General features: G+C 43.1%; 24 protein-coding genes, 1 pseudogene and 1 riboswitch. Of the genes and pseudogenes, 16 read left to right on the forward strand and 9 right to left on the reverse strand.

Annotated elements, in window-relative coordinates; genetic code table 11:
- Nucleotide 1 precedes the first annotated feature (1 nt).
- The 5 genes from C2M32_RS05940 to C2M32_RS05960 form a co-directional block, all read right to left on the reverse strand.
- Nucleotides 2-1,837 (reverse strand): methyl-accepting chemotaxis protein, encoded by a 1,836-nt coding sequence (locus tag C2M32_RS05940; RefSeq protein ID WP_105167554.1) that lies wholly within the window; start codon nucleotides 1,835-1,837, stop codon nucleotides 2-4.
- A 153-nt stretch (nucleotides 1,838-1,990) separates the two neighbouring features.
- On the reverse strand, nucleotides 1,991-3,271 hold the full coding sequence (gene hemL, locus C2M32_RS05945) for a glutamate-1-semialdehyde 2,1-aminomutase (RefSeq protein ID WP_105167555.1): 1,281 nt from the start codon (nucleotides 3,269-3,271) through the stop codon (nucleotides 1,991-1,993).
- Between the two features lie 15 nt (nucleotides 3,272-3,286).
- Nucleotides 3,287-4,303: an aspartate carbamoyltransferase gene (locus C2M32_RS05950; RefSeq protein ID WP_105167556.1), complete on the reverse strand. Its 1,017-nt coding sequence runs from the start codon at nucleotides 4,301-4,303 to the stop codon at nucleotides 3,287-3,289.
- A gap of 108 nt (nucleotides 4,304-4,411) precedes the next feature.
- Nucleotides 4,412-4,846: a CopD family protein gene (locus C2M32_RS05955; RefSeq protein WP_105167557.1), complete on the reverse strand. Its 435-nt coding sequence runs from the start codon at nucleotides 4,844-4,846 to the stop codon at nucleotides 4,412-4,414.
- A 10-nt stretch (nucleotides 4,847-4,856) separates the two neighbouring features.
- Nucleotides 4,857-6,539: a chloride channel protein gene (locus tag C2M32_RS05960; RefSeq protein WP_105167558.1), complete on the reverse strand. Its 1,683-nt coding sequence runs from the start codon at nucleotides 6,537-6,539 to the stop codon at nucleotides 4,857-4,859.
- Nucleotides 6,540-6,727: 188 nt separating this feature from the next.
- Between C2M32_RS05960 and erpA the strand changes: the two genes are divergently transcribed.
- Together erpA and C2M32_RS05970 are read left to right on the forward strand one after the other, a co-directional pair.
- Nucleotides 6,728-7,066, forward strand: a complete 339-nt coding sequence (gene erpA / locus C2M32_RS05965; protein ID WP_070989783.1) for an iron-sulfur cluster insertion protein ErpA — start codon at nucleotides 6,728-6,730, stop codon at nucleotides 7,064-7,066.
- A gap of 540 nt (nucleotides 7,067-7,606) precedes the next feature.
- Complete coding sequence (locus tag C2M32_RS05970; protein WP_070983810.1) at nucleotides 7,607-7,849, forward strand: helix-turn-helix domain-containing protein; 243 nt, start codon at nucleotides 7,607-7,609, stop codon at nucleotides 7,847-7,849.
- Between the two features lie 73 nt (nucleotides 7,850-7,922).
- Here the strand turns inward: C2M32_RS05970 and C2M32_RS05975 are convergent, their stop codons facing one another.
- The 4 genes from C2M32_RS05975 to C2M32_RS05990 are packed head-to-tail and all read right to left on the reverse strand — an operon-like array spanning nucleotide 7,923 to nucleotide 11,657.
- A complete protein-coding gene (locus C2M32_RS05975; protein ID WP_105167559.1) occupies nucleotides 7,923-9,320 on the reverse strand; it encodes an AmpG family muropeptide MFS transporter in 1,398 nt (465 codons plus the stop codon).
- Nucleotides 9,321-9,336: 16 nt separating this feature from the next.
- Nucleotides 9,337-9,960, reverse strand: coding sequence for a peptidylprolyl isomerase (locus C2M32_RS05980; RefSeq protein WP_105167560.1), 624 nt, complete (start codon nucleotides 9,958-9,960; stop codon nucleotides 9,337-9,339).
- Nucleotides 9,960-10,511 carry a YajG family lipoprotein gene (locus tag C2M32_RS05985; RefSeq protein ID WP_105167561.1) on the reverse strand — a complete coding sequence of 184 codons (552 nt, stop codon included), beginning with the start codon at nucleotides 10,509-10,511 and terminating at the stop codon, nucleotides 9,960-9,962. Before C2M32_RS05985 ends, C2M32_RS05980 begins: the two co-directional genes overlap by 1 nt.
- Before the next feature lie 3 nt (nucleotides 10,512-10,514).
- Entirely contained in the window at nucleotides 10,515-11,657 is a 1,143-nt protein-coding gene (locus C2M32_RS05990) for a methyltransferase (protein WP_105167562.1), read from the reverse strand.
- A 38-nt stretch (nucleotides 11,658-11,695) separates the two neighbouring features.
- Between C2M32_RS05990 and C2M32_RS05995 the strand changes: the two genes are divergently transcribed.
- The 14 genes and pseudogenes from C2M32_RS05995 to C2M32_RS06060 all read left to right on the forward strand — a co-directional run bounded on the left by C2M32_RS05995 (nucleotide 11,696) and on the right by C2M32_RS06060 (nucleotide 24,363).
- Nucleotides 11,696-12,316 (forward strand): alpha-ketoglutarate-dependent dioxygenase AlkB family protein, encoded by a 621-nt coding sequence (locus C2M32_RS05995; protein WP_105167563.1) that lies wholly within the window; start codon nucleotides 11,696-11,698, stop codon nucleotides 12,314-12,316.
- A 20-nt stretch (nucleotides 12,317-12,336) separates the two neighbouring features.
- Nucleotides 12,337-12,651, forward strand: coding sequence for a BolA family protein (locus tag C2M32_RS06000; protein WP_105167564.1), 315 nt, complete (start codon nucleotides 12,337-12,339; stop codon nucleotides 12,649-12,651).
- Between the two features lie 70 nt (nucleotides 12,652-12,721).
- Nucleotides 12,722-13,912, forward strand: coding sequence for an enoyl-ACP reductase FabV (fabV, locus tag C2M32_RS06005; RefSeq protein WP_105167565.1), 1,191 nt, complete (start codon nucleotides 12,722-12,724; stop codon nucleotides 13,910-13,912).
- A 447-nt stretch (nucleotides 13,913-14,359) separates the two neighbouring features.
- Complete coding sequence (locus C2M32_RS06010) at nucleotides 14,360-15,703, forward strand: Na(+)-translocating NADH-quinone reductase subunit A (protein ID WP_105167664.1); 1,344 nt, start codon at nucleotides 14,360-14,362, stop codon at nucleotides 15,701-15,703.
- A 3-nt stretch (nucleotides 15,704-15,706) separates the two neighbouring features.
- Nucleotides 15,707-16,906, forward strand: coding sequence for an NADH:ubiquinone reductase (Na(+)-transporting) subunit B (locus C2M32_RS06015; RefSeq protein WP_105167566.1), 1,200 nt, complete (start codon nucleotides 15,707-15,709; stop codon nucleotides 16,904-16,906).
- Nucleotides 16,899-17,645 (forward strand): Na(+)-translocating NADH-quinone reductase subunit C, encoded by a 747-nt coding sequence (locus tag C2M32_RS06020; RefSeq protein WP_105167567.1) that lies wholly within the window; start codon nucleotides 16,899-16,901, stop codon nucleotides 17,643-17,645. Before C2M32_RS06015 ends, C2M32_RS06020 begins: the two co-directional genes overlap by 8 nt.
- Nucleotides 17,645-18,277: an NADH:ubiquinone reductase (Na(+)-transporting) subunit D gene (locus tag C2M32_RS06025; RefSeq protein ID WP_070983819.1), complete on the forward strand. Its 633-nt coding sequence runs from the start codon at nucleotides 17,645-17,647 to the stop codon at nucleotides 18,275-18,277. The genes C2M32_RS06020 and C2M32_RS06025 overlap by 1 nt, the downstream gene beginning before the upstream one ends.
- 10 nt (nucleotides 18,278-18,287) lie before the next feature.
- A complete protein-coding gene (gene nqrE / locus C2M32_RS06030) occupies nucleotides 18,288-18,896 on the forward strand; it encodes an NADH:ubiquinone reductase (Na(+)-transporting) subunit E (RefSeq protein WP_070983820.1) in 609 nt (202 codons plus the stop codon).
- 17 nt (nucleotides 18,897-18,913) lie between these two features.
- Nucleotides 18,914-20,139 (forward strand): annotated as a pseudogene (gene nqrF / locus C2M32_RS06035) (NADH:ubiquinone reductase (Na(+)-transporting) subunit F).
- A gap of 164 nt (nucleotides 20,140-20,303) precedes the next feature.
- Nucleotides 20,304-21,323 (forward strand): FAD:protein FMN transferase, encoded by a 1,020-nt coding sequence (locus C2M32_RS06040; protein WP_105167568.1) that lies wholly within the window; start codon nucleotides 20,304-20,306, stop codon nucleotides 21,321-21,323.
- A gap of 91 nt (nucleotides 21,324-21,414) precedes the next feature.
- Nucleotides 21,415-21,627: a (Na+)-NQR maturation NqrM gene (gene nqrM, locus C2M32_RS06045; protein ID WP_105167665.1), complete on the forward strand. Its 213-nt coding sequence runs from the start codon at nucleotides 21,415-21,417 to the stop codon at nucleotides 21,625-21,627.
- An 81-nt stretch (nucleotides 21,628-21,708) separates the two neighbouring features.
- Nucleotides 21,709-22,308: a histidine phosphatase family protein gene (locus C2M32_RS06050; RefSeq protein WP_105167569.1), complete on the forward strand. Its 600-nt coding sequence runs from the start codon at nucleotides 21,709-21,711 to the stop codon at nucleotides 22,306-22,308.
- A gap of 9 nt (nucleotides 22,309-22,317) precedes the next feature.
- Nucleotides 22,318-22,443, forward strand: a riboswitch (cobalamin riboswitch).
- A 112-nt stretch (nucleotides 22,444-22,555) separates the two neighbouring features.
- Entirely contained in the window at nucleotides 22,556-23,371 is an 816-nt protein-coding gene (locus C2M32_RS06055; protein ID WP_105167570.1) for an ABC transporter ATP-binding protein, read from the forward strand.
- Nucleotides 23,368-24,363 carry a FecCD family ABC transporter permease gene (locus C2M32_RS06060; RefSeq protein ID WP_105167571.1) on the forward strand — a complete coding sequence of 332 codons (996 nt, stop codon included), beginning with the start codon at nucleotides 23,368-23,370 and terminating at the stop codon, nucleotides 24,361-24,363. Before C2M32_RS06055 ends, C2M32_RS06060 begins: the two co-directional genes overlap by 4 nt.
- Nucleotide 24,364: the final 1 nt, after the last annotated feature.

The raw sequence follows: 24,364 nt of genomic DNA on the forward strand, positions 1-24,364 counted from the left end.
ATTAGGTTTTAAACTGGCTCATGGCAGACTGTAGATGTTGTGCCATGGTCGCCAGTTTTCTCGCATCATCTTCGGTGGCAACGGCTGAGCTGAGCGTATGTTCTGCCAAGGTATTGATCTCACTTGCATCATTGAGTGCTTGTTGGGTAGCTTGACTTTGTTGTTGTACAAGCTGTGCGATATGCGCACCCTGTTCATCAATATTCACCATACTTTGCTGTGCCAGTAGTAACACTTGATTGGTTTGCTCTGCAGCACTGACACCTTGTTCCATTTTTTCCACGCTACTGCGCATTTTTGTTTGTGTGTCATTAGAGGCATTTTGTAGTGAACTAATAATGCTGTGAATTTCTTCCGTTTGCTGTTGAGTGCGCTTGGCCAGTGTGCGGACTTCATCCGCGACAACGGCGAAGCCACGACCTTGCTCTCCCGCTCTCGCTGCTTCAATGGCAGCATTGAGTGCCAATAGATTGGTTTGCTCTGCAATCTCACTAATAGCAGCGCTGACTTTACTGATATTCTGACTATCTTGTGCCAATTTATCCAAAGCCACTCGGCTCTCCTCGAACTCTTGCTGTAGTAAGGCCATATGCTCAGCCAGCTGAGTGGTATTATGCGACCCTTGTTTTACTTGCTCAGCAGCAGTACTGGCGAGCTCTGTAGCATGTTGCGCAGAGTGCTCTACCGAATCGGCAACTTGTGCCATTTCGCTAAGCGCACCATGAATGGTACTGATCTTATTTTGCTGCTGGTCGACATCACCACGCGTATCTTGGCTTATCTGACTGAGCTTTTTTGTCGCGGTATCAAGGTTTACACTGGTGCTGTTTACTTCTTTTAGTAGCGCGATAAATGCAGAGATAACTTTGTTGTATTGCTCTACGATGATAGACATCTCATCACTACCCGACGCGCTGGCTTTAGCGGTTAAATCGCCTTGAGCTGCGCGTCCCGCCGAGATAGAAAAAGCAGAAATGCTATCGACTACTGCAAAATAAAAACCGAACATGAGATATACAGCAAGTAATAGGCTGATCACGGCGGCGGTATCGACACTGTTTCTTATCAAGCTTTGTTGGGTTATTTTTTCTGCTAATAGCTGTTTGAGCAGAGGAGTTGCTGTGGCGATAAAACGGCTGACATCTTCTATCACATTATCATGAATTTTTTGAAACTGTGCGCCTGATAATTGTAGTTCATCGGGGTCCAAGAGATTCTTTTTAATACTATTTTGATAATTGTTCAAGCTGGATTGTAGGCGTTCTAAATGCGGTTGCAATTGTGGTTTTATGTCCTGGTTTGCAGCCATGGCAACATGCAATTTACTGCTCAATTGTACAAAAAACTCCGGTAACGCTTTGTTCAAATTAGACAGCGAAATAAAGCTGTCAGGATTAAATTGCCCTTCACTGATGACGGTATTTGCCTGCTCAGAGAGTTTGTTAACATGCTCAAGTAATTTTGGGGTGGACTCAACCAAAGCTCTGTTTATGTAAGAACGTGCTAAATCATCGTCAATGGCCAGTAATGATTGAATTGAGACTTGCTCAATAACCGAGTTTTTAGTGTCAATGTTATAGCCCGCTCGCTTTGCTAATGACAAGTTTGTTGCTTCTTGCATGTTCATTGTGTTGTCGAGCAAGGCGGGGTAAAGGTTCAAGCCGGCTTGCTGGCCAATACTGATATTAATTGACTGAGACAACATACTCGTTAGAAAAAACAAACTTAGGCTAAGAGGTACTAATAAAATACCAAATACTAAGCCAATTTTTGTTTTGTACTTTAGACTCGCCATGAGTTTTATTGCTGGAGCGCAGAATGATCTTATGCCTTGCATCGGGTTCTCGTTAGATTGCACTTAGAGTAATAAAGACCTGTTAAAAGCTAATGTTAGTTCAATTTAGTTGAGTTTGTGCAAGAGAGGGCAAACAGAGTGAAATGTTTTTTGCTACGGCCAGCGGTTTGCTCGCTGACCGTAACGAGACATTAATTATAGTTTTGCAAAAGCACGCTTTGCTGCGGCGATTGTATTATCAATGTCTTGTTGTGTATGCATGGTGCTGACAAAACCAGCTTCAAACGCAGACGGTGCTAGGTAAACGCCTTCTTCAAGCATTAAGTGGAAGAAATGCTTGAACCGCTCCAGATCACACTCAGTTGCTTGTTGATAACTACTTACGCTGCTCGCCTGTGTGAAGAAAAAGCCGAACATCCCACCGGCATAGTTAGTCGTGAGCGCAACGCCCACTTCATCTGCGGCTTGTTGGAACCCTTCACATAGTGCTTTACTTTTGGCTTCAAGCTGCTCATGTAGACCCGGCTCGCAAAGTAGCTCCAAGGCTTTAAGTCCTGCGGCCATAGCGATTGGATTACCTGAGAGTGTACCTGCCTGATAAACAGGACCAACAGGGGCAATAAAGTCCATAATTTCTTGCTTACCACCAAATGCGCCAACTGGCATACCACCGCCGATGACTTTTCCTAGGCAAGTAAGATCCGGTGTGATTTGATAGTACTGTTGCGCACCCCCTAATGCGACACGGAAACCAGTCATAACCTCATCAAAAATAAGTACCGCGCCATGTTCATCACATACCGAACGTAACCCTTCTAAAAACCCAGGTTTTGGCGGGATACAGTTCATGTTACCTGCCACAGGTTCTACAATAATACAGGCTATTTCATCTTGGTATTGTGCAAAGATTGCTTTTACTTCATCTAGGTTGTTGAATGATACAGTAAGCGTATGTTTTGCAAAGTCAGCAGGGATCCCAGGAGAGTTTGGTACACCCATAGTCAGCGCGCCAGAACCTGCCTTTACCAGTAAAGAGTCAGCATGACCGTGATAACACCCTTCAAACTTTAGGATTTTGTCACGACCGGTGTAACCACGGGCTAGGCGGATTGCACTCATGGTTGCCTCGGTACCCGAACTAACCATGCGCACCTTTTCGATAGACGGAACCAGTTGTTTGACTTTTTCGGCCATTAAGATTTCGGCTTCGGTTGGTGCTCCATAACTTAGGCCATTTTCTACTGCGGCAAGAACCGCTTGTTTTATTTGTGGATGGTTGTGGCCTAAAATCATCGGTCCCCAAGACCCGACATAATCTATGTATTTGTTATTGTCAGCATCATAGGTATAGGGTCCCTCTGCTTTGGTGATAAACAGCGGTGTACCACCAACGCCGTTAAATGCGCGAACAGGAGAATTTACGCCACCAGGAATCGATGCTTGGGCGCGAGTGAATAGATCTTGGCTAATCGTCATTGTTATTCCTATAAGTTAACTGTTTCGTTTGCGGCTAAACCAAGGTACATTAGCTTCATACTTTTCAACCTGATTTTCGACCCCTAAGGTCAATGCAAACAGAGCCATACGAATAAGTACGCCGTTTTGTACTTGGCAGAAAATGGCCAGATTATCATTACTGTTCAGATCATTATCCAGCTCATTTGCATCAAGGCGACTGTCACGTGGCAATGGATGCATTAATACGGAACTGGGTTTACAGTGTGCGTTGTAAATAGCCTGACTAATTCTAAAACCACCGCGATATTTGTTGGCTTCTTCTTGCGAAGGAAAGCGTTCTTCTTGGATACGGGTTTGATATACGATATCGGCTGCTAGGTTGCCTTCCATTTTCGACACCAGTTCAATTTTATGGCCAGCATTACTGACGCTGTCCAAAATATAGTCAGGCATTTGCAAACCATCAGGGGCGACCATAGTGAAGCGAATATCTTTGTAATGACAAAGCAACTTCGAGAGTGAGTGCACAGTACGGCCATACTTAAGGTCGCCTACCAAAGCGATGTGCATGCCATCAATACCGTTGTTAAAACGACTAAGCTCACGCTCGATGGTCAGCAAATCTAGCAATGCTTGCGTTGGGTGTTCGTTAGGGCCATCGCCACCATTGATAACTGGTACATCTGAGCCTGTGGCGAATTCGCTAACTGAGCCTGCATCAGGGTGGCGCATTGCCACAGCATCCGCGTAAGCTGAAATGACTCGCGCTGTATCGTAGAGTGACTCACCTTTGGCCAGCGCTGAGCTTTGCATCCCAGTGGTTTCACGAACGATTCCACCAAGTAAGTTAAATGCAGTACCAAAGCTGACTCGCGTGCGCGTGCTTGGCTCAAAGAACAAATTAGCCAAAATGGCACCTTCGAGTACGCGAGTTCGCTTATGCTTTTTCGCGTAAGGTTCCATTCTTTTGGCAACAGTAAAGATATGCTCTATCGCTTCTCTGTCTAACTGATTGACAGAAAGTATATTTTCACCTTGGAAACTTAACATGGGGCGGTTCCTAATCACACATAAACAACGGGTTGAATGTCACATACAACCCAGCCGTGATAACGCGCACATAACATCGCGGTTATTTGGCGCGCTATCATAGCATAGTTATAGATTAGGTTTGAGTATTGCGAGCAGAACAATTGCTAATAAAAGCAAGACTGGAAATTCATTAAAATAACGATAAAAGCGATCGCTTCTTTGGTTTCTATCATGTTTAAAATCGCTAAGCAGTTTAAAGCAATAGCCATGATATATATAAAGTAAGATCACCAATACCAGTTTGTAGTGCAGCCACATGCTGTGGCGAAACCAGTCACGACCATATTCCATAATGGTAAGTACGCCAAACACTAGGGTGAACACAGCAAAGGGCGTGACAAAATACAGCAAGCGACGTTCCATGATTTTTAACATAGCGCTACAGGATTTTTCCTCGGTCATAGCATGGTAGACAAACAGGCGGGGCACATAAAAAATACCTGCAAACCACGCTACCATAAAAAATATATGTAGAGCTTTATAAATTAGTAATGCGCTCATAACGTCCTCGTTAAAGTAAGCTGTTGCGAATAGTTAGAATGTGACGAATTTGGTCCCAACGGAGCAATCCCATAATTTGCTTGTTATCTTTTTGGTTATAGATATACACGGCACCACTACGTTTATCTTTCAATATATCAAAAGCATCAGACAAAGTAGCCTGGCTACTGAGCCCCTGTAACGGAATATAAGAAATACTCATACTTTGGTCACTCATCAAACTGAGATCATATTCAGCCAGACGATAACCATTTTGTTCATCATATACGATCAGGGGAGTTTGGCTATTAACCGCAGCTAAAGTGTCTTTGATTTGTTCTTTGTCATCTGAATAAAGCAATTTAAAGTTCTCATCCATTTCTTCCATGATACCTACTTTTTGGAGAGCTTCACTAGCAGGTGATACTTGATAGGGGAGACCCTGAAAGTCGAGTTGCTGTAAAAAAATAGAACGGTTACCAAATACCTGTAACGCGGTAATGTATGCGGCAGAAATCACTAACATAGCAGGCACGATGATTTTTGGATTGGAGGTCAATTCCATTACAGCAGTGAGTGCTGCGAGCGGTGCGTGTAGCGTTGCCGCTAGTAAACCCGCCATACCTAAAACACCATAAGTACCACTTACGTCGACGCCAGGAGAGATGAATTGTGCAAAAAAAGACATTAATGTTCCCATTATAACCCCCAATCCAATAACAGGGCCTATCAGCCCTCCAGGGATCCCTAGTCCGATAGCAAATAGAGTTGCGAGTAATTTGGCAATTAAGACCGTGGTCAAAAGCTGCATATTATCGGGTGATTCAACAGCCAAACGTATGGCACTCATACCGGAGCCCATTGCTTCAGGCACTAGATAGCCGATAAATCCTGCGATGAGACCCGCTAACATCAGTCGGGGAAACATGCTAACAGGATTGAAGGTTTTGATAATGAGCATTAAATTTTGATTAAAACTAAATGCGATCGCACCAAGGACCACACCGCACAAAATCAGATATGGATAATGCCAAAAGCTCAAGGTATTTATGCTAATTAGCGCCAGCTCACTGTCATTGCCAAAAACAAACTGCGTTGCTAGCGCCCCTGTGACTGCGGCCAGCATGATGGGCACAAAAATATGGACTTTGTATTCACGTAACACGACTTCCATAACAAAAATAACCGCAGCGAGTGGGGTATTAAAAGAAGCGGCAATACCTGCAGCAACACCACACCCTGCAAGTGTTCTGGCTGAGTTGAGAGGTAGGTGAAGACGCTCAGCTAAAATACTCGCGCCCGTGGCTCCCATATGGACAGAAGGACCTTCTCGACCTACTGAAAAACCACAGATCAAGGCAACAGCGCCACCAAAAAACTGATTTGCGGTGTTCCAAATAGGCATTTGACCGTAGTGGTGCTTAATCCTATGAATGACAAATGGGATACCTAAACGGTAGTGCTTGAAACCAGTTAGGTCTGCAAACACCGCTATCATTAACGCGGCAAGCACAGGAAGAATAACACGCTGGTGCTCTGCAAGCGTTGAAAAATCTTCAGCTGTCTCTAGAAATAACCCTTGTACGCTTGTGATGGTCAAACGAAACCCAATGATCAGAATCGCTGCCAATAGCCCTGCGGCCACACCAAGCAAGCACAACTGCACGGAAGTTTTAGGTTTAGCAAGACGACGCCTAAGAGTATCCAGCGACATGTTCGAATTCCAAGTCATAATAAGGACTTAAGTCTAACAAAAAAATGTCATACCGTCCCAGTACATCGCATATAAAGTTCCATACTTAAGCGCATTTGATCTAGTTTTTTTAAGAAATAACTATACTTGATTAAAATACTCGGGTATTAGATAATTGCACCCATAGAATGTATAAAGGTCGAGCGGATATGTCTGAACAGTTACCTATTCAATTTAGTGACGCAGCAGCGAACAGAGTAAAAGAGTTGATTGAGGAAGAAGAAAATTCAAACCTTAAGTTACGTGTTTATGTGACCGGCGGTGGCTGCTCTGGTTTTCAGTATGGTTTTACATTTGATGAAAAAACCAACCCAGGTGATCTGGAAATTGAAAAAAATGGTGTGACCATGGTGGTTGACCCTATGAGTATTCAATATCTGATCGATGGTGTTGTTGACTACACAGAAGGCCTGGAAGGTGCTCGCTTCTTTGTAAATAACCCAAATGCCACGACAACATGTGGTTGCGGTGCAAGCTTCAGTGTTTAAATTTTATTCGATTAAAAAGCCACTCATGTAGTGGCTTTTTTTATGTATTTTTTGTGACTTGAATCATTAATACAAAAAAACCTAATACAAAGGTACTAAATCCTAAAATATACATAAATCCGCGCTTTCCCTTCTTTATTGGCACACCATTAGTGCGTAAAAAGCAATACCACGCTATACACAGTAAAATTGGTAACAAAAACAGCAATCTGATCATTTATATTCAGCCTACATTATAGTTAATGTGTTAATATTAGACGTAACTATATATTTTTTAAAGAAAAATATTTTATTATTAAAAGTGGTACATTTTATAAAATTTTTGTTAAAGTTAAGGTGTCTAAACGCCTAAGCAAAAAGTTTTTCATAACGGAAGTTTTAATTAGGTGTTAAAAGAATTATAGTCTATACCTAATTTGGTACATAGGAACAAAGAGTGAATACTTGGCGTTCATTATGGTATACAATACAACAGATCGAACGAGACGGGCATATTTCGTTCGAGATTTTATTAATATCATCTAGTAGGAGATGTTTAATATGATGGGAAAAACGGTTTCTTCTGAAGAGAACGGAAAGCTAACTAAATGGCTTAAGTCAAAGCGTCATGAGAAAGGCCACACAATGCGCAGCCTTGCTCAAGTATTGGGAACGCCACATTCGTTCATCGGTAAAATTGAAAATCAAGAACGTCGCTTGGATGTGATTGAATTTTTACGTTACTGTGAAGCATTAGAAGTAGACCCATATGAAGGTCTTCATTTATTAAAAGATGAGCAGTAACAGTTCATTTTGATAGGTGCAGGGATTTGCACCTCAATCTTTTCCGCTAAATCTCATCTCATTCCGATTCTGTTTACCCTTCCTGTTTGGTATTTACCCGAGAGTGATATGACGCTTCAATTGCGTATAGTTTGTGTCGTATAAAGAACAAAAATGCCAGTGATGGCGTTACCATCAACGCAGTTAACGCGAAAAATAAGGCCCAGTTTCCAGCTAACCAGTCGTCAATAACTACGCCACTGTAACTTGAAAGCACGGTTCTGCCTAAACTACTTAACGATGCTAAAAGCGCATAATGGGTCGCGCTAAATGCTCTATCACAGAGCATAGAAATGAAAGCAACCATGGCTACTAACGACCAGGCTTGAGTGAATCCGTCAACAACAATTGCCAAAGCATATAAATGCTCTTTAGGACCTGCGATAGCTATCCAAGAGAACATCAAGTTTGATGCAGCCATAGCGACACCGCTGACAAACAAGCCCTTCACGATCCCATAGCGGTGATTAAAAATACTGCCCAAAAAGGCAAATATGATGGTAATCACACCTGAGCCAAGTTTAGAGTATTGCGCTATTTGACTGTTACTAAAGCCGATTTCTTTGTAGAAGACAATCGACATACGCGCTAAAAACGACTCTCCAATTTTGAACAAAAACACAAATGCTAACAGGGCAATAGCGGTCTTAACGCCATTTTTTCGAAAAAAGCTCTTGAATGGCTCAATCAATGTAACCGCTAACCAAGCTGTGAGCTGGCTGAGTTTGCCTGGAGCAAGCTCAATTAACTTATCCTGATAGGCTTGTTCTAATTGTGCTTGTACGACATCACGGTTAGATTCTGGCTCTTTTGCCAATAAGGTCACAATGACCAACGCTAACATGATTGAGGCCAGAAATATGTAAATATGTGGCCAGTCAAAGCTGGGCAAGTCGGCGAGAAAGAATGGCATGGCACCAAGCAATGCATAGCCTGTCCACCATCCAGATGTTGCCATCGCTGCCGCTGCGGTTGCTTTTTCACTTTCTTCCTCTGGGAGTGAATCAATACGAAACGCGTCAATGGCGATATCATGGGTAGCGGATGCTAGTGCAATGATAAAGCAAAGAAGCGCTGCCAAGAACAATTGCTCTTTTAGCACCACTGTTGACATAGCAAGCGCGGCGGCTGCGGTGATACACTGACAAAGTAAAATCCAACTACGTCGCTGCCCAAGTAAACGCTCTAAAATCGGTAATTTGATCCGGTCTAACAGTGGTGACCATAAGAAATTAACGGTATAGGCGGCAAAGACAAGACCAAACAACCCTATCATACTGCGGCTGAGTCCTTCGTCTTTTAACCAGGCTGACATCACCGAGCCAATTAATACCCATGGGAAGCCGCTGCTGATCCCCAACATAAAAATGGTCACTAAGCGTTTGTCTTTATAGTAGCTTAGGTACTCTCGTAAACTGGCCTTGAGGATCATATACTTCCTTGCTGAATTAAAGAGGCTTCGCTTCTAATACGCTGACGTCAAAGATAATAACGGGAGTTTTAGGAATGAAGGTGTAGCCAAGCTTACTATTGTAACCTGTCTCTACTTGCATAATTTTATCAAGTGTTTCATAGCCTTCTACAACGCTGCCAAATACAGCGAAGCCCCAATCTCGGCCTGGATTGAGATGGTCATTATCATTCATATTGAAGAAGAACTGACGGGTGCCTGAGTGTGGTTTATTATCCTGATATGCCATAGCTACTGAGTACATGTCATTTTTCAAACCGTTGCCACTTTCATTAAAAATGGGAGGACGTTCAAACATGCCATCGTATTCTTTGTCGTAACCACCCCCTTGGATCACAAAGTCGGTTTCGTTCGCTTCATCACGTTCTACACGATGAAAGACTGAACCTTTGTAGTCGCCATTGATCACGTAGGTCAAAAAGTTGTTTACGGTAATGGGCGCGCGTGAACGGTCAAGCTCGATCACAATGTCACCTAAGCTTGTTGACATTTTGACTCGAGGAAATAAATTGTCTTTTTGAACAAAGCTACCTTCTTTGTTCATCGCGACGCTTGTTAATGAAAACAATAAGCATGATAAAAAAATGATGATATTTTTCATTATGATCCCTGTAAGAAATGAATGAGTTCTTGGTCTGATACAATGCGAGTGATGAGCATTTCAGTCAAGTCATTGAGTTGAGATTCGATTTTTGCCTGATCGTGTCTCAACGGTCCGTTGAGTTCGGATTTGGCGCTGTAGCTTTTTTCAAAGCGTCTGTTTCCTTGAACAACTTCAACTGAAAATCGAGCATTGGCGACACTATGGTGTTTGCTAAGAGACTCGGTGATGAGACTTGAAAACTCAGTAATGTGTAACACCAGTTTGTTATTTGCGATAGCTGAAACTGTAGCCCCGTTGACTTGCAATGCTTGTTTGAAAGTTTCTTCAACAATGGTAGGAATATTGGCGTCAGGCAGATAAAGAGCGGGCTCTTGATCCACAACGCGTATAGTGAAATTACTAATTCTGTTATCTGCGACAGTCACTTGGACGGGAGCCTGAATATTACTTATCGCGCCAGATGAATAGCTAGGGTTTAGTATCACCGTCTTAGGTGAACTAGCGCAACTGGCTAAAAAAAGCAGTGAAATAGCAAAAAGTAGCTTCATTTATTAACCTCTTTTTATTGTACTAAGCACGGTAAACTTTTTATTGTTTCCAATGATTTTACAATTGCCAAACAGTCGATTGAGTTTGTCTTGATAGTCAAGGTGACGATTGCCAATAATTCGCAACTCGCCACCTTTTTTCAAGACGTGTTTGGCCTGTACAAACATCTGCCAAGCAATATGGTCTGTGATTGCTTGTGCTTGGTGAAATGGGGGATTACATAACACCAAGTCAGCTGAACCTGAGGTGAAATCGCTGAGGCAGTCGTTTTGGATAAACTGACAGCGGCTTAATGCATCAGGTACATTTTTGGCGACATTGTCTTTTGCACTGGCAACCGCCATGGCTGATTCATCTATAAAAGTAAGCTGGGCATTTGGCATATTATGTAAGGTAACTAAGCCTATTACGCCATTGCCACAGCCTAAATCGATTACTTTGAGCGGCTTTTTACCTTGAGGCAGATAATTCATAAAGAATCGGGCACCGATATCCAAAGAGTCTCGAGAAAACACGTTAGCATGGTTGCTTAAAATAAATTCAGTTTTTTCCAGTGGCCAAGACACGGGGAACTTACTCATCACCGGTTTTGCCGTTGTTTCGCTGAAAATCAGCCGTGATTTTTTTACAGCTAAACTGGTTGTTGGCTCACTTAAAAAGTGACTAAAGCTTTTCAAAGTAGAAGTGTGAATTTCTTTTGCTTTGCCTGCTGCAATGACTTTGATGTTTGCGGGTAAATGGCTGAGTAAAGATAACTGATGAGCCAAAAAGCCTGCATTTTTTGGGATTTTTAGTAACACTAAATCTATGTCACACGGTAGTGCATTTAGGCTATCCAAATAACGGATCTCATCACTTTCTATGTGGTTCTCAAGCAGATTATATTGGCAGGCTTGATGAGCGATGAAAGAATCGCTGGCGTTGACAATCTGCCGCTGCGAATCGATTGCCTTTAAAGCACATGTTAAAGCGCCAAAACTGTCATTGAGTACCAAAATACGCTGTGCTTGGTTATGATGCTCAAGTACATAATCGATGAGGTATTCGTCGGCCGCATCCCATGCTTGCAGACTTCGGTTTTTTTGTTCTAAAGGAAAACGGTGTAGGGTTAGGGGTTGGCCACCTAATAACGCATCAGTTGTCATAATTTAAAGAAACATATATCGAATAGGACAATAGTATCATGACATCGTCTCAGCCTGAACAGCTGTTGCCGTCGGGTTTTGATTATCACCCAGGCGTGATCAGCTTAGAAAAAAGCATCGCCTTGTATGATTATCTTTGTGAGCAGCTAGCGTGGCAGCAGCCAAGCATTCAGGTTTTTGGAAAGTATCACACAATTCCCCGCAAGCAATGCTTTATTGCTGACGATGATGTGCGCTATAGCTATTCAAAGCAAGTATTAGACAACACCCCTTGGCCTGCGTCGCTGCTGGCGATGCGACGTCGCTTGCAGCGAGTTTATGGTTATGAGTTCAATGCCTTATTGGCTAATTGGTATCGAGATGGTCAAGATAAAATGGGCTGGCATAGTGATGATGAAGCCGAACTTGGTAACGAGCCATGTATTGTGTCTATCTCACTTGGCGCAGCGCGTAAGTTTAAGATAAAGCATAAGGTAACGGGGCATCAGTACCAAGTGTTACTACAAAGTGGCAGTGCGCTGGTGATGCATGGTGACAGTCAGCAGCTATATCAACATGCGCTTCCAGCTCAAGCGAGAGTATCGGGTGGGAGAATCAATTTAACGTTCAGAACGGTTGGTCAAGCGTCAACAAAAGCGTATAGTATCGGCCGTAAATAAATTCGAATTAAGGGGTTAGCATGTCGATGCAAGCGCAAATCTACGATAAATTGGCGGCGGCAATTAGCTGTAAACACCTCAATGTTGTAAACGAAAGTCACATGCATAGCCGTGGTGAAGACTCCCATTTTAAAGTTGTGGTGGTGAGTGAGGAGTTTGTTGGTAAACGATTGCTACAGCGCCATCGCAAAGTGAATGAAGTTTTACAGCAGGAGTTGGCGAATCATATCCATGCTTTGTCTATTCATGCATACACGCCTGAAGAATATAGTGAAAAAGCAGGTCAAATACCTGATTCACCGAGTTGTTTAGGTGGTTCTAAGTTAGATAACTAGCTGATCAGACCTGTATTTGTCTGATCAACCATTAAACTATGACAGTTTTTGAAAAATTATAGGATTGATTATGGTCGTTAAACCGAAAATTCGTGGTTTTATTTGTACCAATGCACACCCTCAAGGCTGTGCTGCGCATGTAAAAGAGCAAATTGCTTACGTTAAAGCACAAGGCCAAGTTGCTAATGGCCCTAAAAATGTATTAGTGATTGGCGCATCAACAGGTTACGGCCTAGCTTCGCGTATCACTGCTGCGTTCGGTGCTGGTGCTAAAACGTTAGGCATCTTTTTTGAAAAAGAAGGCTCTGAGCGTAAAACAGCTTCGGCAGGTTGGTACAATACTGCGGCTTTCCAGCAAGCGGCTGATGAAGCAGGGTTATGGTCTAAAAATATTAATGGTGATGCTTTTTCAGATGAGATCAAAGCAAAGGCCGTTGAAACCATCAAAGCTGAAATGGGCAAAGTAGATCTTATCATTTATAGCTTGGCCTCGCCTCGTCGTACTGACCCTAAAACAGGCGAAGTATATTCTTCAACGCTTAAGCCAATCGGTGGTGACATCACCACTAAAAACCTAAACACTTCTAAGCGCGAAATTGATGAAGTGACAGTTGAGGCGGCAAACGAAGATGAAATAGCCAACACTGTTAAGGTAATGGGTGGTGAAGATTGGGAGCTATGGATTGAAGCGCTAAAAGACGCCGATGTATTAGCTGATAACTTTAAAACAACTGCTTACACCTACATTGGTAAAGAGCTTACTTGGCCTATCTATGGTCATGCGACGATAGGTAAAGCAAAAGAAGATTTAGATCGAGCGACTGCGGCAATCAAAGAGTCGACCACAGCACTAAACGGTGAGGCATATGTGTCATCTTTAAACGCAGTTGTAACCCAAGCAAGCTCGGCAATTCCGATTATGCCTTTGTACATCTCTGCACTATTCAAAGTGATGAAAGCAGACGGTACTTATGAAGGAACTATCGAGCAGATCGATGCGTTGTTCCGTGAAAACTTATATGGTGAAACGCCTCGCTTTGATGACGGTGGTCACCTGTTCCAAAACTACAAAGAGCTAGAAGATGACGTGCAGGCGCGAGTTCAACACATTTGGGATACAGTCGCCACTGACACTATTGATGAATTGACTGATTACGTAGGTTATCACAATGAGTTCTTACGCTTGTTCGGTTTTGGTATCGATGAAATTGATTACGAGCAAGACGTTAATCCTGACGTTGCAATCAACAATTTAATTTAACAACTAAACTACTAGACGTTTTATTACTTTAGTTAAAACGGCTAAGCTGACCAAAAAAATTTGTTGGTTGCTTAGCCGTTTTTTATTGTAATCATTTTCTTGCCACAGGTTACTTTTTATTCTGATCTCATAGCAAATAGTCGGTGAATAGTTTTAGCTGACTAATTTTAATACACGCAGGGTGGCAAACTTTCTATTGTGCTACTTTAGTCTATACTGCTCTCAATGCTCGCAGCAAAGCCGATGAAAGGCATATTAATTTTGCAATTCCACTCGCATAGTTTGAGTGATTAATGTTAAAATCACAGAAATATATGAGAATACAACTACGATGCTTGTTCAATACTTGTTCAAGTGGCTCTTTGATACAGACTTGATATGAGGCAACAAGCGCCGTGGTAACTAAAGATTTTTCAATTTCTTTCCGTTAATGTAATGCAAGTGCGTATGATCAACATAAAAAAAGGTCTGGACTTACCCATAGAGGGCGCGCCTCAGCAAGTGATTCATGATGGTTCTGCCGTCAAACGAGTTGCTGTGCTTGGCGAAGAGTTTATTGGTATGCGTCCTACCATGCATGTTCGTGTGGATGACCAAGTCAAGAAAGGCCAAGTTCTTTTTGAAGACAAAAAGAATCCTGGCGTCAAGTTTACTGCACCAGCTGCTGGTGTAGTTAAAGAAATCAACCGTGGTGCTAAGCGTGTACTGCAATCCGTTGTGATTGAAGTACAAGGCAACGAGCAAATCACTTTTGACAAATTCTCTGCTACCGATTTAAGTGGCTTAGAGCGTGACAAAGTGAAAGAAGTGCTTGTTGAATCAGGTCAATGGCCTGCGCTAAGAGCACGTCCTTTTAGCAAAGTAGCTGCAATCGATGCAACACCAAGTTCTATCTTTGTAACTGCAATCGATACTAATCCGTTAGCTGCTGATCCTGCTGTGATTATTGCTGAAAATGTGGAAGCATTTGAAGCGGGTCTCGCGGTAGTGTCACGTTTAACTGACGGCAAAGTATTTGTTTGTAAGCAAGCGGGTAGCAAGGTGCCAAGTTCGTCACTTTCTCAAGTAGAAGTGCATGAATTTGCAGGTGTTCATCCAGCAGGCTTAGTGGGAACTCACATTCACCACTTGGACCCAGTATCTGCTAGTAAACAGGTATGGCACTTAGGATATCAAGACGTGATAGCGTTTGGTCAGTTGTTCTTAACTGGCGAAATTTACGCAGAGCGTGTGGTATCACTAGCTGGTCCTCGTGTTAAGAACCCACGTTTAGTTAGAACTCAATTAGGTGCGTCGCTAACAGATTTAGTAGCCGGCGAGCTTGAAGACGGTGATAACCGAGTCATTTCTGGCTCTGTGTTAGCTGGTAAAACAGCAACCGGTCCTCATGCTTTCCTAGGTCGTTACCATGTTCAAGTATCTGTATTACTTGAAGGTCGTGAGAAAGAGCTCTTTGGCTGGATCGCACCTGGTAGTGACAAGTTCTCAGTAACACGTACATTTATTTCACACTTAGCACCAAGTCGTTTATTTAAAATGACTACCTCAACGGGCGGTTCTAAGCGTGCAATGGTGCCAATCGGTAACTATGAGCGTGTTATGCCACTCGATATCTTACCAACACCATTATTACGTGATTTGATTTCACGTGATTTGGATAGTGCGATTGCGTTGGGCGCATTAGAGCTAGATGAAGAAGATTTAGCACTGTGTACCTTCGTATGTCCTGGCAAGTATGAGTACGGTTCAATCCTGCGCGATTGCCTGACTACTATCGAGAAGGAAGGTTAAAAAATGGCCTTAAAGAAATTTTTAGAAGACATTGAACCTCACTTTGAACCAGGTGGTAAACACGAGAAGTGGTATGCGTTGTACGAAGCAGTCGCTACCATTTTCTACACACCGGGTTATGTAAACAAAGGTGCAACTCACGTACGTGACAACATCGACCTAAAACGTATTATGATTTTAGTGTGGATGGCAACATTCCCTGCAATGTTCTTTGGTATGTTCAACATTGGTCATCAAGCTGCAATTGCACTTGGCAATGGTTTTGAACTTGCGAACACATGGCAGGTAGCGATTTTCCAAGCACTGGGTGGTGAGTTAACCGCACAAGCTGGTTGGGGCGCGAAAATGTTCTACGGTGCATGTTTCTACTTGCCTATCTATGCCACAGTTTTTGCTGTTGGTGGTTTTTGGGAAGTATTATTTGCATCAATCCGTAAGCACGAAGTAAATGAAGGTTTCTTCGTAACATCGGTACTATTCTCTTTGATTCTTCCTGCAACAATCCCTCTTTGGCAAGCCGCTCTTGGTATTACCTTTGGTGTTGTCGTTGCAAAAGAAGTATTTGGCGGTACAGGTCGTAACTTCTTAAACCCTGCACTTGCTGGCCGTGCGTTCCTATTCTTTGCTTATCCTGCAAATATTTCTGGTGACACAGTATGGACGGCAGTTGACTCATTCTCTGGTGCAACATACCTAGGTCAGGCTGCTCAAGGCGCTTTAGATTTCAATAACATGGTTCTTTGGTGGGATGCGTTTTACGGTTTCATTCAAGGTTCAATGGGTGAAACTTCTACGTTAGCACTGATGATTGGTGGCTTCTTCCTTATGTATGTTCGTATTGCTTCATGGCGTATCGTGCTGGGTGTATTCCTAGGTATGGTTGCGATGGCAAGCTTGTTCAACGCTTTAGGTTCAGACACTAACTCTGCGTTTGCTATGCCTTGGTACTGGCATTTGGTATTAGGTGGTTTTGCATTTGGTATGTTCTTTATGGCGACTGACCCGGTTTCTGCGTCTTTCACTAATAAAGGTAAGTTTGCATACGGTGCACTAATCGGTGTGATGGTAGTGTTGATCCGTGTGGTTAACCCGGCATACCCAGAAGGCATGATGTTAGCAATTCTATTCGCTAACTTGTTTGCTCCACTATTCGACCACTTTGTTGTGCAGTCTAATGTTAAGAGGAGATTAGCACGTGTCTAGTAACAATGAATCTATTGGCAAAACGTTAGGCGTTGTTGTTGGCCTGTGTTTGGTATGTGCGATCGTAGTATCTGTTGCATCAGTACAGTTACGTCCACTGCAACAGGCTAACAAAATTAAAGACGTTCAACGCAATATCCTTGCGGCTGCTGGCTTTAAAAATGTCGAAGATGTTGAAGCAACATTTAAGGCAAATATCGAACCTCGTGTTATCGATATGAAAACTGGTGAATATGTAGATGTAGATCATAGTTCATTTGATTTCGAAAGCACTAAATATGATGCAGATCGTAGCTTTGCTATTCCTAAAGAAGATGACTTAGCGGGCATTCAACGTATGACCCATAATTCACCAGTTTATCTTGCAAAAGATGAAAGTGGTCAGGTGTCTACGGTTATATTGCCAATTCAAGGTTACGGTCTTTGGGGCGTCATGTTTGGCTTCTTAGCGCTGGATGATGATGGTCAAACAATCAAAGCGATTCAGTTCTACAAGCACAATGAGACTGCGGGTCTAGGTGGCGAAATCCAAAACCCTAAGTGGACAGCAACGTGGAATGGTAAGCAGCTTCCGGTTGATATCGTTAAAGGTACGGCAGGCGACAACGAGCATAAGATTGACGGCTTGTCTGGCGCTACTTTGACGTCAAACGGTGTGGATAACACGATTGATTTTTGGACTAGCAACAAAGGCTTTGGTCCATTCCTTGCGAAAGTACGTAAAGGAGCATTGAACTAATGGCTAACACTAAAGAAATGAAAGAAGTCTTGTTTGGCCCTGTCTTTGCAAACAACCCAATTGCCCTTCAGGTATTAGGTATTTGTTCTGCATTGGCGGTAACATCAAGCCTTAAAAATGCTTTAATCATGTCAATTGCTTTGACATTAGTAACGGCATTTTCAAGCTTATTCATCTCTATGATGCGTAACCACATTCCTTCGAGTGTACGTATCATTGTGCAGATGACCATCATTGCCTCTTTGGTAATCGTTGTTGATCAGGTATTGCAAGCGGTTGTTTACTCAACAGCGAAAGAGCTTTCGACCTTCATCGGTTTGATCATTACCAACTGTATCGTAATGGGTCGAGCTGAAGCTTATGCGATGAAGTCTCCACCTGCGATGTCATTCTTAGATGGTATTGGTAACGGTTTAGGTTACTCAGTGGTACTACTAACGGTTGGTTTCGTGCGTGAACTATTTGGCTCAGGTACTTTATTTGGTGTTGAAATCTTACCACTAGTTTCTGACGGTGGCTGGTATCGCCCAATGGGTCTACTGATTATGCCATTCAGCTCGTTCTTCTTGGTAGGTATCTTTATTTGGATACTTCGCACATACAAGAAAGATCAAGTAGAAGCGAAGGCATAAGGGGAGAGAGATGGAACAATATATTAGTTTATTCGTTAAAGCGGTTTTTGTTGAAAACTTAGCTTTATCTTTCTTCTTGGGTATGTGTACATTCCTCGCGGTATCTAAGAAAGTAACTACATCACTAGGCCTTGGTGTGGCAGTAATCTTCGTACTAGGTGTTGCTGTGCCAGTAAATAACTTAGTGTATTACGCTGTACTAGCACCAGGTGCACTAGAGTGGTTAGGGTTTGCTGAAGCTGACTTAAGCTTTTTACGCTTCTTGACTTTTATCGGTGTTATTGCGGCATTGGTACAAATTCTTGAGATGGCATTAGACAAGTTCTTCCCTGCACTTTACAACGCACTGGGCATCTTCTTACCACTTATCACTGTAAACTGTGCAATCTTTGGTGCGGTTTCATTCATGGTTGAGCGTAACCTTAACTTTGGTGAGTCAGTGGTATTTGGTATTGGTTCTGGTGTGGGTTGGGCATTAGCGATCGTATTGCTTGCTGGTATCCGTGAGAAAATGAAATATGCAGACGTGCCAGATGGCCTTCGTGGTTTAGGTATTACCTTTATCACTGTTGGTTTAATGGGCTTTGGCTTTATGTCATTCTCTGGTATTTCACTGTAAGGTAGCGAGGAAAAATCATGCTTGAGGTATATTTAGGCGTAGGGATGTTCATTGCTATCGTTGTTATCTTAGTTTTAGTTATTATTGCAGCTAAATCTAAGTTAGTGGCAAGCGGTGACATCACAATTGGAATTAACGGTGATCCTGAAAAGGGTATTACGACTTCAGCGGGTACTAAGTTGCTTGGTGCACTAGCAGAGTCAGGTATTTTCGTATCATCAGCGTGTGGTGGCGGTGGCTCATGTGGTCAGTGTCGCGTACACATTAAATCAGGTGGTGGCGATATTCTACCAACTGAGCTTGATCACATCTCTAAAGGTGAGGCTCGTGAGGGCTGCCGTTTAGCGTGTCAGGTAAACGTGAAGAACGACATGGAAATTGAACTTGAAGAGTCAATTTTCGGTGTTAAAAAGTGGGAATGTACAGTTATCTCTAACGATAACAAAGCGACTTTCATCAAAGAGCTTAAGCTTGCGATTCCTGATGGTGAGTCAGTACCGTTCCGTGCGGGTGGTTACATTCAGATTGAAGCGCCACCACACCACGTTAAATATGCAGACTACGATATTCCACAAGAGTATCGTCCGGATTGGGAGCGTTTTGGCTTCTTCAATCTTGAGTCTAAAGTGGACGACGAAACAATTCGTGCATACTCAATGGCTAACTACCCAGAAGAGTTCGGCATTATCATGCTAAACGTACGTATTGCGACTCCGCCGCCTAATAACCTGTCATTACCATGTGGTAAAATGTCTTCGTACATTTGGTCACTTAAAGAGGGTGACAAGGTTACAATTTCTGGTCCGTTTGGTGAGTTCTTCGCTAAAGACACCGATGCAGAAATGGTATTTGTTGGTGGTGGTGCAGGTATGGCACCGATGCGTTCGCACATTTTTGACCAGCTTAAGCGTCTTAACTCTAAGCGTAAGATGTCTTTCTGGTACGGTGCGCGTTCTAAGCGTGAAATGTTCTACGTTGAAGACTTCGACGGCTTAGCTGCTGAGAACGACAACTTCGTATGGCATACAGCGTTATCAGATCCGCAACCAGAAGATAACTGGGAAGGCTACACTGGCTTCATCCATAACGTACTTTATGAAAACTACTTGAAAGATCATGAAGCGCCAGAAGATTGTGAGTTCTACATGTGTGGTCCTCCAATGATGAACGCAGCAGTAATCAACATGCTTAAAGATCTAGGTGCGAAGACGAAAACATCTTACTAGATGACTTCGGTGGCTAGTTAGGCTTTTAGAGCATGATCCAAAACACTGTTTTGAGATAAAATATCAGCCCCAAGGCGTTTCGTCTTGGGGCTTTTTAATGTTTATGAATGAGCTAATACAGTGCATGCAGGATGAGCGTGTATGGCGCTTATGAATAATTTGATGAACGATAGGAAGGAAGATGGCACGTATTTTTTTACCCATTATTATTTTTCTGACCCTTGTCCTAAGTGGGTGTGACAACAGTACAACGCATGCCCCACAGGCAATGGTGATAAATGGTAAAACAATGGGCACTACCTACAATATTAAGGTTTTCCCTGATACGCTTGAACTCAATCAAGTACAGCTAAAAGAACAAATAGATGACGCGCTGATTGCGGTAAATCAGTCAATGTCTCCATGGGTTGAAGGCTCAGAAATTAACCAGTTCAATGCACTTGCAGCAGGCGAGTTCATGGCGATTAGCGAAGATTTTCGCACAGTGATAGCAGAATCGATTCGCCTAGGAAAATCAACTGAAACATTAGATGTAACTATGGGGCCACTCATTGACCTATGGGGGTTTGGTCCTGATAAACGACCAACGAAGCGCCCGAGCCAAGCGCAGCTAGATGATATGCGTAGCCGTATTGGTGTAGATAAGCTGCTTCTTAGTGAGCAGGGGTTGGCGAAAACAATTCGTGGCCTAGAAGTGTCATTTTCCGCGACGGCTAAAGGTTTTGGCATCGATAAGGTCGCAGCTTTGTTGGAACAATTAGGTATTCACAATTATATGGTGGAAATTGGCGGAGAGCTGCGTGTTTCAGGAAGTAAACCAAACGACAAGCCTTGGATCATCGCCATAGAGCAACCGGATGCACCTATGGGCCAAAGGCAAGTACACCGAGAGCTTAAATTGAGGAATACCGGTATTGCGACCTCTGGTGACTATCGTATTTTTTATGAAATGGATGGTGAAACTTTTACGCATTTGATTGACCCAGCAACGGGTATGCCAGTTAAACATGAGTTAGTGTCGGTCACCGTATTACACCCATCAGCAATGACAGCAGATGGCCTTGCTACAGCTCTGACCGTTATGGGAACTGAACGAGCGAAAGCATATGCAGAGCAGCATCAGTTAGCAGTGTACTTGATAAGCAAATCAGAACAAGGTCTTGTTACCTATGCCAGCGAAGCGTTTAAACCTTATTTGTGAGTAGGGAATAAGCGAGTTATAATAGGTAAGTCTTAGACCGTTATCGGCTCAACAAATGTGGGCCAACTTTTATCTTTTAGAGGCCAGTACCATGTCACTGTTTTTACTTACCTTTGGTTTACTTATTTTGATTGTTACAGCGATGGCTGTCGGCGTAATAGTACAAAAGAAATCAATGGCTAGCAGCTGTGGTGGGTTAGGTGCGGTAGGTGTTGAAAAAGCCTGCGATTGTGATGACCCTTGCGATAGGCGCAAAAAGCGCTTGGCAAAAGAGCAAGCTTGGAAAGATAATCAAATTTTGTAAGTGTTTGGTTTTATGTAAAATGCGAGCTGAGGCTCGCATTTTTGATCACCATAACTAGGTGCAGTAGAGACAGGTGAGCATATGCAACAAACTTGGTACTTTATTCGTCATGGGCAGCCACAAGTCACCGGACATATGCTCGGACACAGTAATGTTGCGTTAAGTAAACTTGGCTGGCAACAGCTTAGCCAAGCGGTCGAATCAGTCACTAGCGGTGCATTAGTTTTCAGCTCACCTTTAAAACGTTGCAAAGAATTTGCTCAACATTATGCTCAATTGCATGGCTATCAATTTGAGCTAGATGCGTCACTCAAAGAAATGGATTTTGGTGATTGGGACGGCCAGCCTTACGAGTCGTTATGGCAACTTACTCATAAACCGACTCTAGGTCAGTTTTGGCAGTCCCCACATTTGTACTCTCCTCCCAACGGTGAATCCTTGCTCGAGTTTAGAAGGCGTGTTGAGCAATGGTGGTGTTTTCAACTTGATAGTAACCGAAACCCACACAATGTGGTGTTTACACATGCCGGTGTGATAAAGCAGTTGGTAGCACATGTTTTGCAGATACCAATTAGTAATTCGTCCGTGTTCAGCGCATTAGAAATTGAGTATGGCAAAGTACTCAAAGTGTGCGTTTATTATGATGAACAGGATAAAGGCTGGCCAAAAGTTGTATTTTAGACGTCTAGACAGCATAATGTCGGCTAACTTTGTTGGTGAACCTTGGGAATGAGTTGCAAATACTCAACTGTCCCCGCAACTGTGAAGGCACACTCGTGGCCAAAGTCAGATACCAAGACCAGCAGACATACTCATAGCGGGCGTACTTTGAGTCACATACAATATTATTCTTTTTAGCATTCATGTAATTATGTGACTGCGCTATTGTTTGTGCTTACGACTCGCGATTATGTGTTTTAAGGTAAGCATGAATCAGTCAGTACAAGCAACTCGGACTATGTTGGATGTCCAACAAGTTGGATTACAAATTAATCAATCCTATATCCTCAAAGATGTCAGCTTTAATATCAAAGCGGGACAGTTTGTTGGTTTGCTTGGCCCAAATGGGGCTGGAAAATCATCCCTATTAAGATGCATCTACCGCTTTATCAAGCCCACCAGAGGACAAATCAAGTTTCTTGATGCACCAGTAGAGAGTTATTCTCGACAGGAATACGCCAAGCAAGTTGCAGTGGTGCTACAAGATGTACCTGAACAATTTAATCTTGCGGTATTTGATGTGGTTGCTATGGGTTTAACTCCGCATAAGCCCCTTTTTTCTTCAATGAATCATGAAGATAAGTCTGAAATAGCGATGGCGCTAGCAAAGGTTGGCTTAACGCATAAATCAACTCAGATGTTCAGTTCTCTCTCTGGCGGCGAAAAACAGCGTGTAATGATAGCCCGAGCGATGGTACAGCAGCCGCAATTATTGATCATGGACGAACCAACCAGCCACCTTGATGTGAAATATCAAATTCAGATCATGGAATTGGCAAAGTCGCTCGGGGTAAGTGTATTGGCATCCTTTCATGACCTGAATCTGGCAGCGGCCATATCGGATCATTTGTTGGTACTGCATGACGGCGAATTAAAAGCTCAGGGCTCGCCTTTACAGGTACTCACCAGTGAGTTACTCAGTGATGTTTTCGGTGTGTGCGCACAGGTTACTCAGGTTCCCAATGCTCATAACGAGCAGACACTCGTACCACATATTCGCTATCACTATGGGTACATTCAATGAGTAAATTAGTGCTATCAGGGTTGTTATTACTGACATTGCTCAGTTTTGTATCAGCCATGAGCTTAGGAGCAATTGACATCAAGTTATCAGATATTTGGCAACTTTTGGTCTCTTACGATGTGACAAATCTAGCACAAAAAGTCCTCTTAGAGTTGCGTTTACCGCGCGCGTTATTAGCTTTTCTTGCGGGAAGTGGCTTAGCAATGGCTGGCCTTATTTTACAAACTGTTACGCGCAACCCTTTGGCAGATCCATATTTATTTGGGGTGTCATCTGGTGCTTCATTTGGTGTGGTGATGTTATTTGCGCTCACTGGTGTGCAAGCTGGTTTAGTACTCTCAGGTGCTGCCTTTGCAGGTAGTCTGCTGGCGATGACGGTTTTGTTATTAATTGCCAAATCGCAACTGAATAATCAGGTGGAGTCTATGCTACTGGCTGGTGTTGCTTTGTCGTTTCTTTTTAGTGCGTGCACCAGTTTATTATTGTATTGGAGTGACCCACAAGCGGTGACTGCCATTGTGTTTTGGACATTAGGTAGTTTCTCTCGAGCCGATTGGCAAACTCTGTGGCTGCCAGCTTTGGTGGTTCTGTTGAGTGTAAGTTGTATGTTGCTATTTAGAAGAACACTCAACGCCATGCTACTGGGTGATGAAAGTGCCACGACTCTAGGAGTTAATGTGACTAAGCTGCGTTTGGGTATGTTGCTACTGAGTTCGTTACTGACAGCTGTACTGGTGGCGATGTGTGGTGGTGTTGGGTTTGTCGGTTTAATGATCCCACATATTGTGCGGTTTTTTTTGTCCCAAGCAACTACAACAGGTTTGTTGCTCACGGCGCTCAGTGGTGGGTTATTCATGTTATGGGTCGATATTGTCGCGCGCACTGTACTTGAAAACCAAGAGTTGCCTGTTGGCGTGATCACCGCAGCCATCGGGAGTGTGTTTTTCTTAGTATTGTTGGTGTTACGCAAGCGCACTGCGGCGTCCATGTAGG

This window comes from Pseudoalteromonas sp. T1lg23B, from assembly GCF_002964665.1.
Classification (GTDB): Bacteria; Pseudomonadota; Gammaproteobacteria; order Enterobacterales; family Alteromonadaceae; genus Pseudoalteromonas.

What these genes read in the sequence shown, in the direction of transcription:
- C2M32_RS05980 (WP_105167560.1), bottom strand. Translation starts at nt 9,960, where the DNA reads ATGAAAAATATCATCATTTTTTTATCATGCTTATTGTTTTCATTAACA.
- C2M32_RS06015 (WP_105167566.1), top strand. Translation starts at nt 15,707, where the DNA reads ATGGCCTTAAAGAAATTTTTAGAAGACATTGAACCTCACTTTGAACCA.
- nqrM (WP_105167665.1), top strand. Translation starts at nt 21,415, where the DNA reads ATGTCACTGTTTTTACTTACCTTTGGTTTACTTATTTTGATTGTTACA.
- C2M32_RS05985 (WP_105167561.1), bottom strand. Translation starts at nt 10,511, where the DNA reads ATGAAGCTACTTTTTGCTATTTCACTGCTTTTTTTAGCCAGTTGCGCT.
- hemL (WP_105167555.1), bottom strand. Translation starts at nt 3,271, where the DNA reads ATGACGATTAGCCAAGATCTATTCACTCGCGCCCAAGCATCGATTCCT.
- C2M32_RS06055 (WP_105167570.1), top strand. Translation starts at nt 22,556, where the DNA reads ATGAATCAGTCAGTACAAGCAACTCGGACTATGTTGGATGTCCAACAA.
- C2M32_RS05975 (WP_105167559.1), bottom strand. Translation starts at nt 9,320, where the DNA reads ATGATCCTCAAGGCCAGTTTACGAGAGTACCTAAGCTACTATAAAGAC.
- nqrE (WP_070983820.1), top strand. Translation starts at nt 18,288, where the DNA reads ATGGAACAATATATTAGTTTATTCGTTAAAGCGGTTTTTGTTGAAAAC.
- C2M32_RS05955 (WP_105167557.1), bottom strand. Translation starts at nt 4,846, where the DNA reads ATGAGCGCATTACTAATTTATAAAGCTCTACATATATTTTTTATGGTA.
- C2M32_RS05960 (WP_105167558.1), bottom strand. Translation starts at nt 6,539, where the DNA reads ATGTCGCTGGATACTCTTAGGCGTCGTCTTGCTAAACCTAAAACTTCC.
- C2M32_RS06060 (WP_105167571.1), top strand. Translation starts at nt 23,368, where the DNA reads ATGAGTAAATTAGTGCTATCAGGGTTGTTATTACTGACATTGCTCAGT.
- C2M32_RS05995 (WP_105167563.1), top strand. Translation starts at nt 11,696, where the DNA reads ATGACATCGTCTCAGCCTGAACAGCTGTTGCCGTCGGGTTTTGATTAT.
- C2M32_RS05950 (WP_105167556.1), bottom strand. Translation starts at nt 4,303, where the DNA reads ATGTTAAGTTTCCAAGGTGAAAATATACTTTCTGTCAATCAGTTAGAC.
- erpA (WP_070989783.1), top strand. Translation starts at nt 6,728, where the DNA reads ATGTCTGAACAGTTACCTATTCAATTTAGTGACGCAGCAGCGAACAGA.
- C2M32_RS06025 (WP_070983819.1), top strand. Translation starts at nt 17,645, where the DNA reads ATGGCTAACACTAAAGAAATGAAAGAAGTCTTGTTTGGCCCTGTCTTT.
- C2M32_RS05970 (WP_070983810.1), top strand. Translation starts at nt 7,607, where the DNA reads ATGATGGGAAAAACGGTTTCTTCTGAAGAGAACGGAAAGCTAACTAAA.
- C2M32_RS06010 (WP_105167664.1), top strand. Translation starts at nt 14,360, where the DNA reads ATGATCAACATAAAAAAAGGTCTGGACTTACCCATAGAGGGCGCGCCT.
- C2M32_RS06050 (WP_105167569.1), top strand. Translation starts at nt 21,709, where the DNA reads ATGCAACAAACTTGGTACTTTATTCGTCATGGGCAGCCACAAGTCACC.
- fabV (WP_105167565.1), top strand. Translation starts at nt 12,722, where the DNA reads ATGGTCGTTAAACCGAAAATTCGTGGTTTTATTTGTACCAATGCACAC.
- C2M32_RS06040 (WP_105167568.1), top strand. Translation starts at nt 20,304, where the DNA reads ATGGCACGTATTTTTTTACCCATTATTATTTTTCTGACCCTTGTCCTA.
- C2M32_RS05990 (WP_105167562.1), bottom strand. Translation starts at nt 11,657, where the DNA reads ATGACAACTGATGCGTTATTAGGTGGCCAACCCCTAACCCTACACCGT.
- C2M32_RS05940 (WP_105167554.1), bottom strand. Translation starts at nt 1,837, where the DNA reads ATGCAAGGCATAAGATCATTCTGCGCTCCAGCAATAAAACTCATGGCG.
- C2M32_RS06000 (WP_105167564.1), top strand. Translation starts at nt 12,337, where the DNA reads ATGTCGATGCAAGCGCAAATCTACGATAAATTGGCGGCGGCAATTAGC.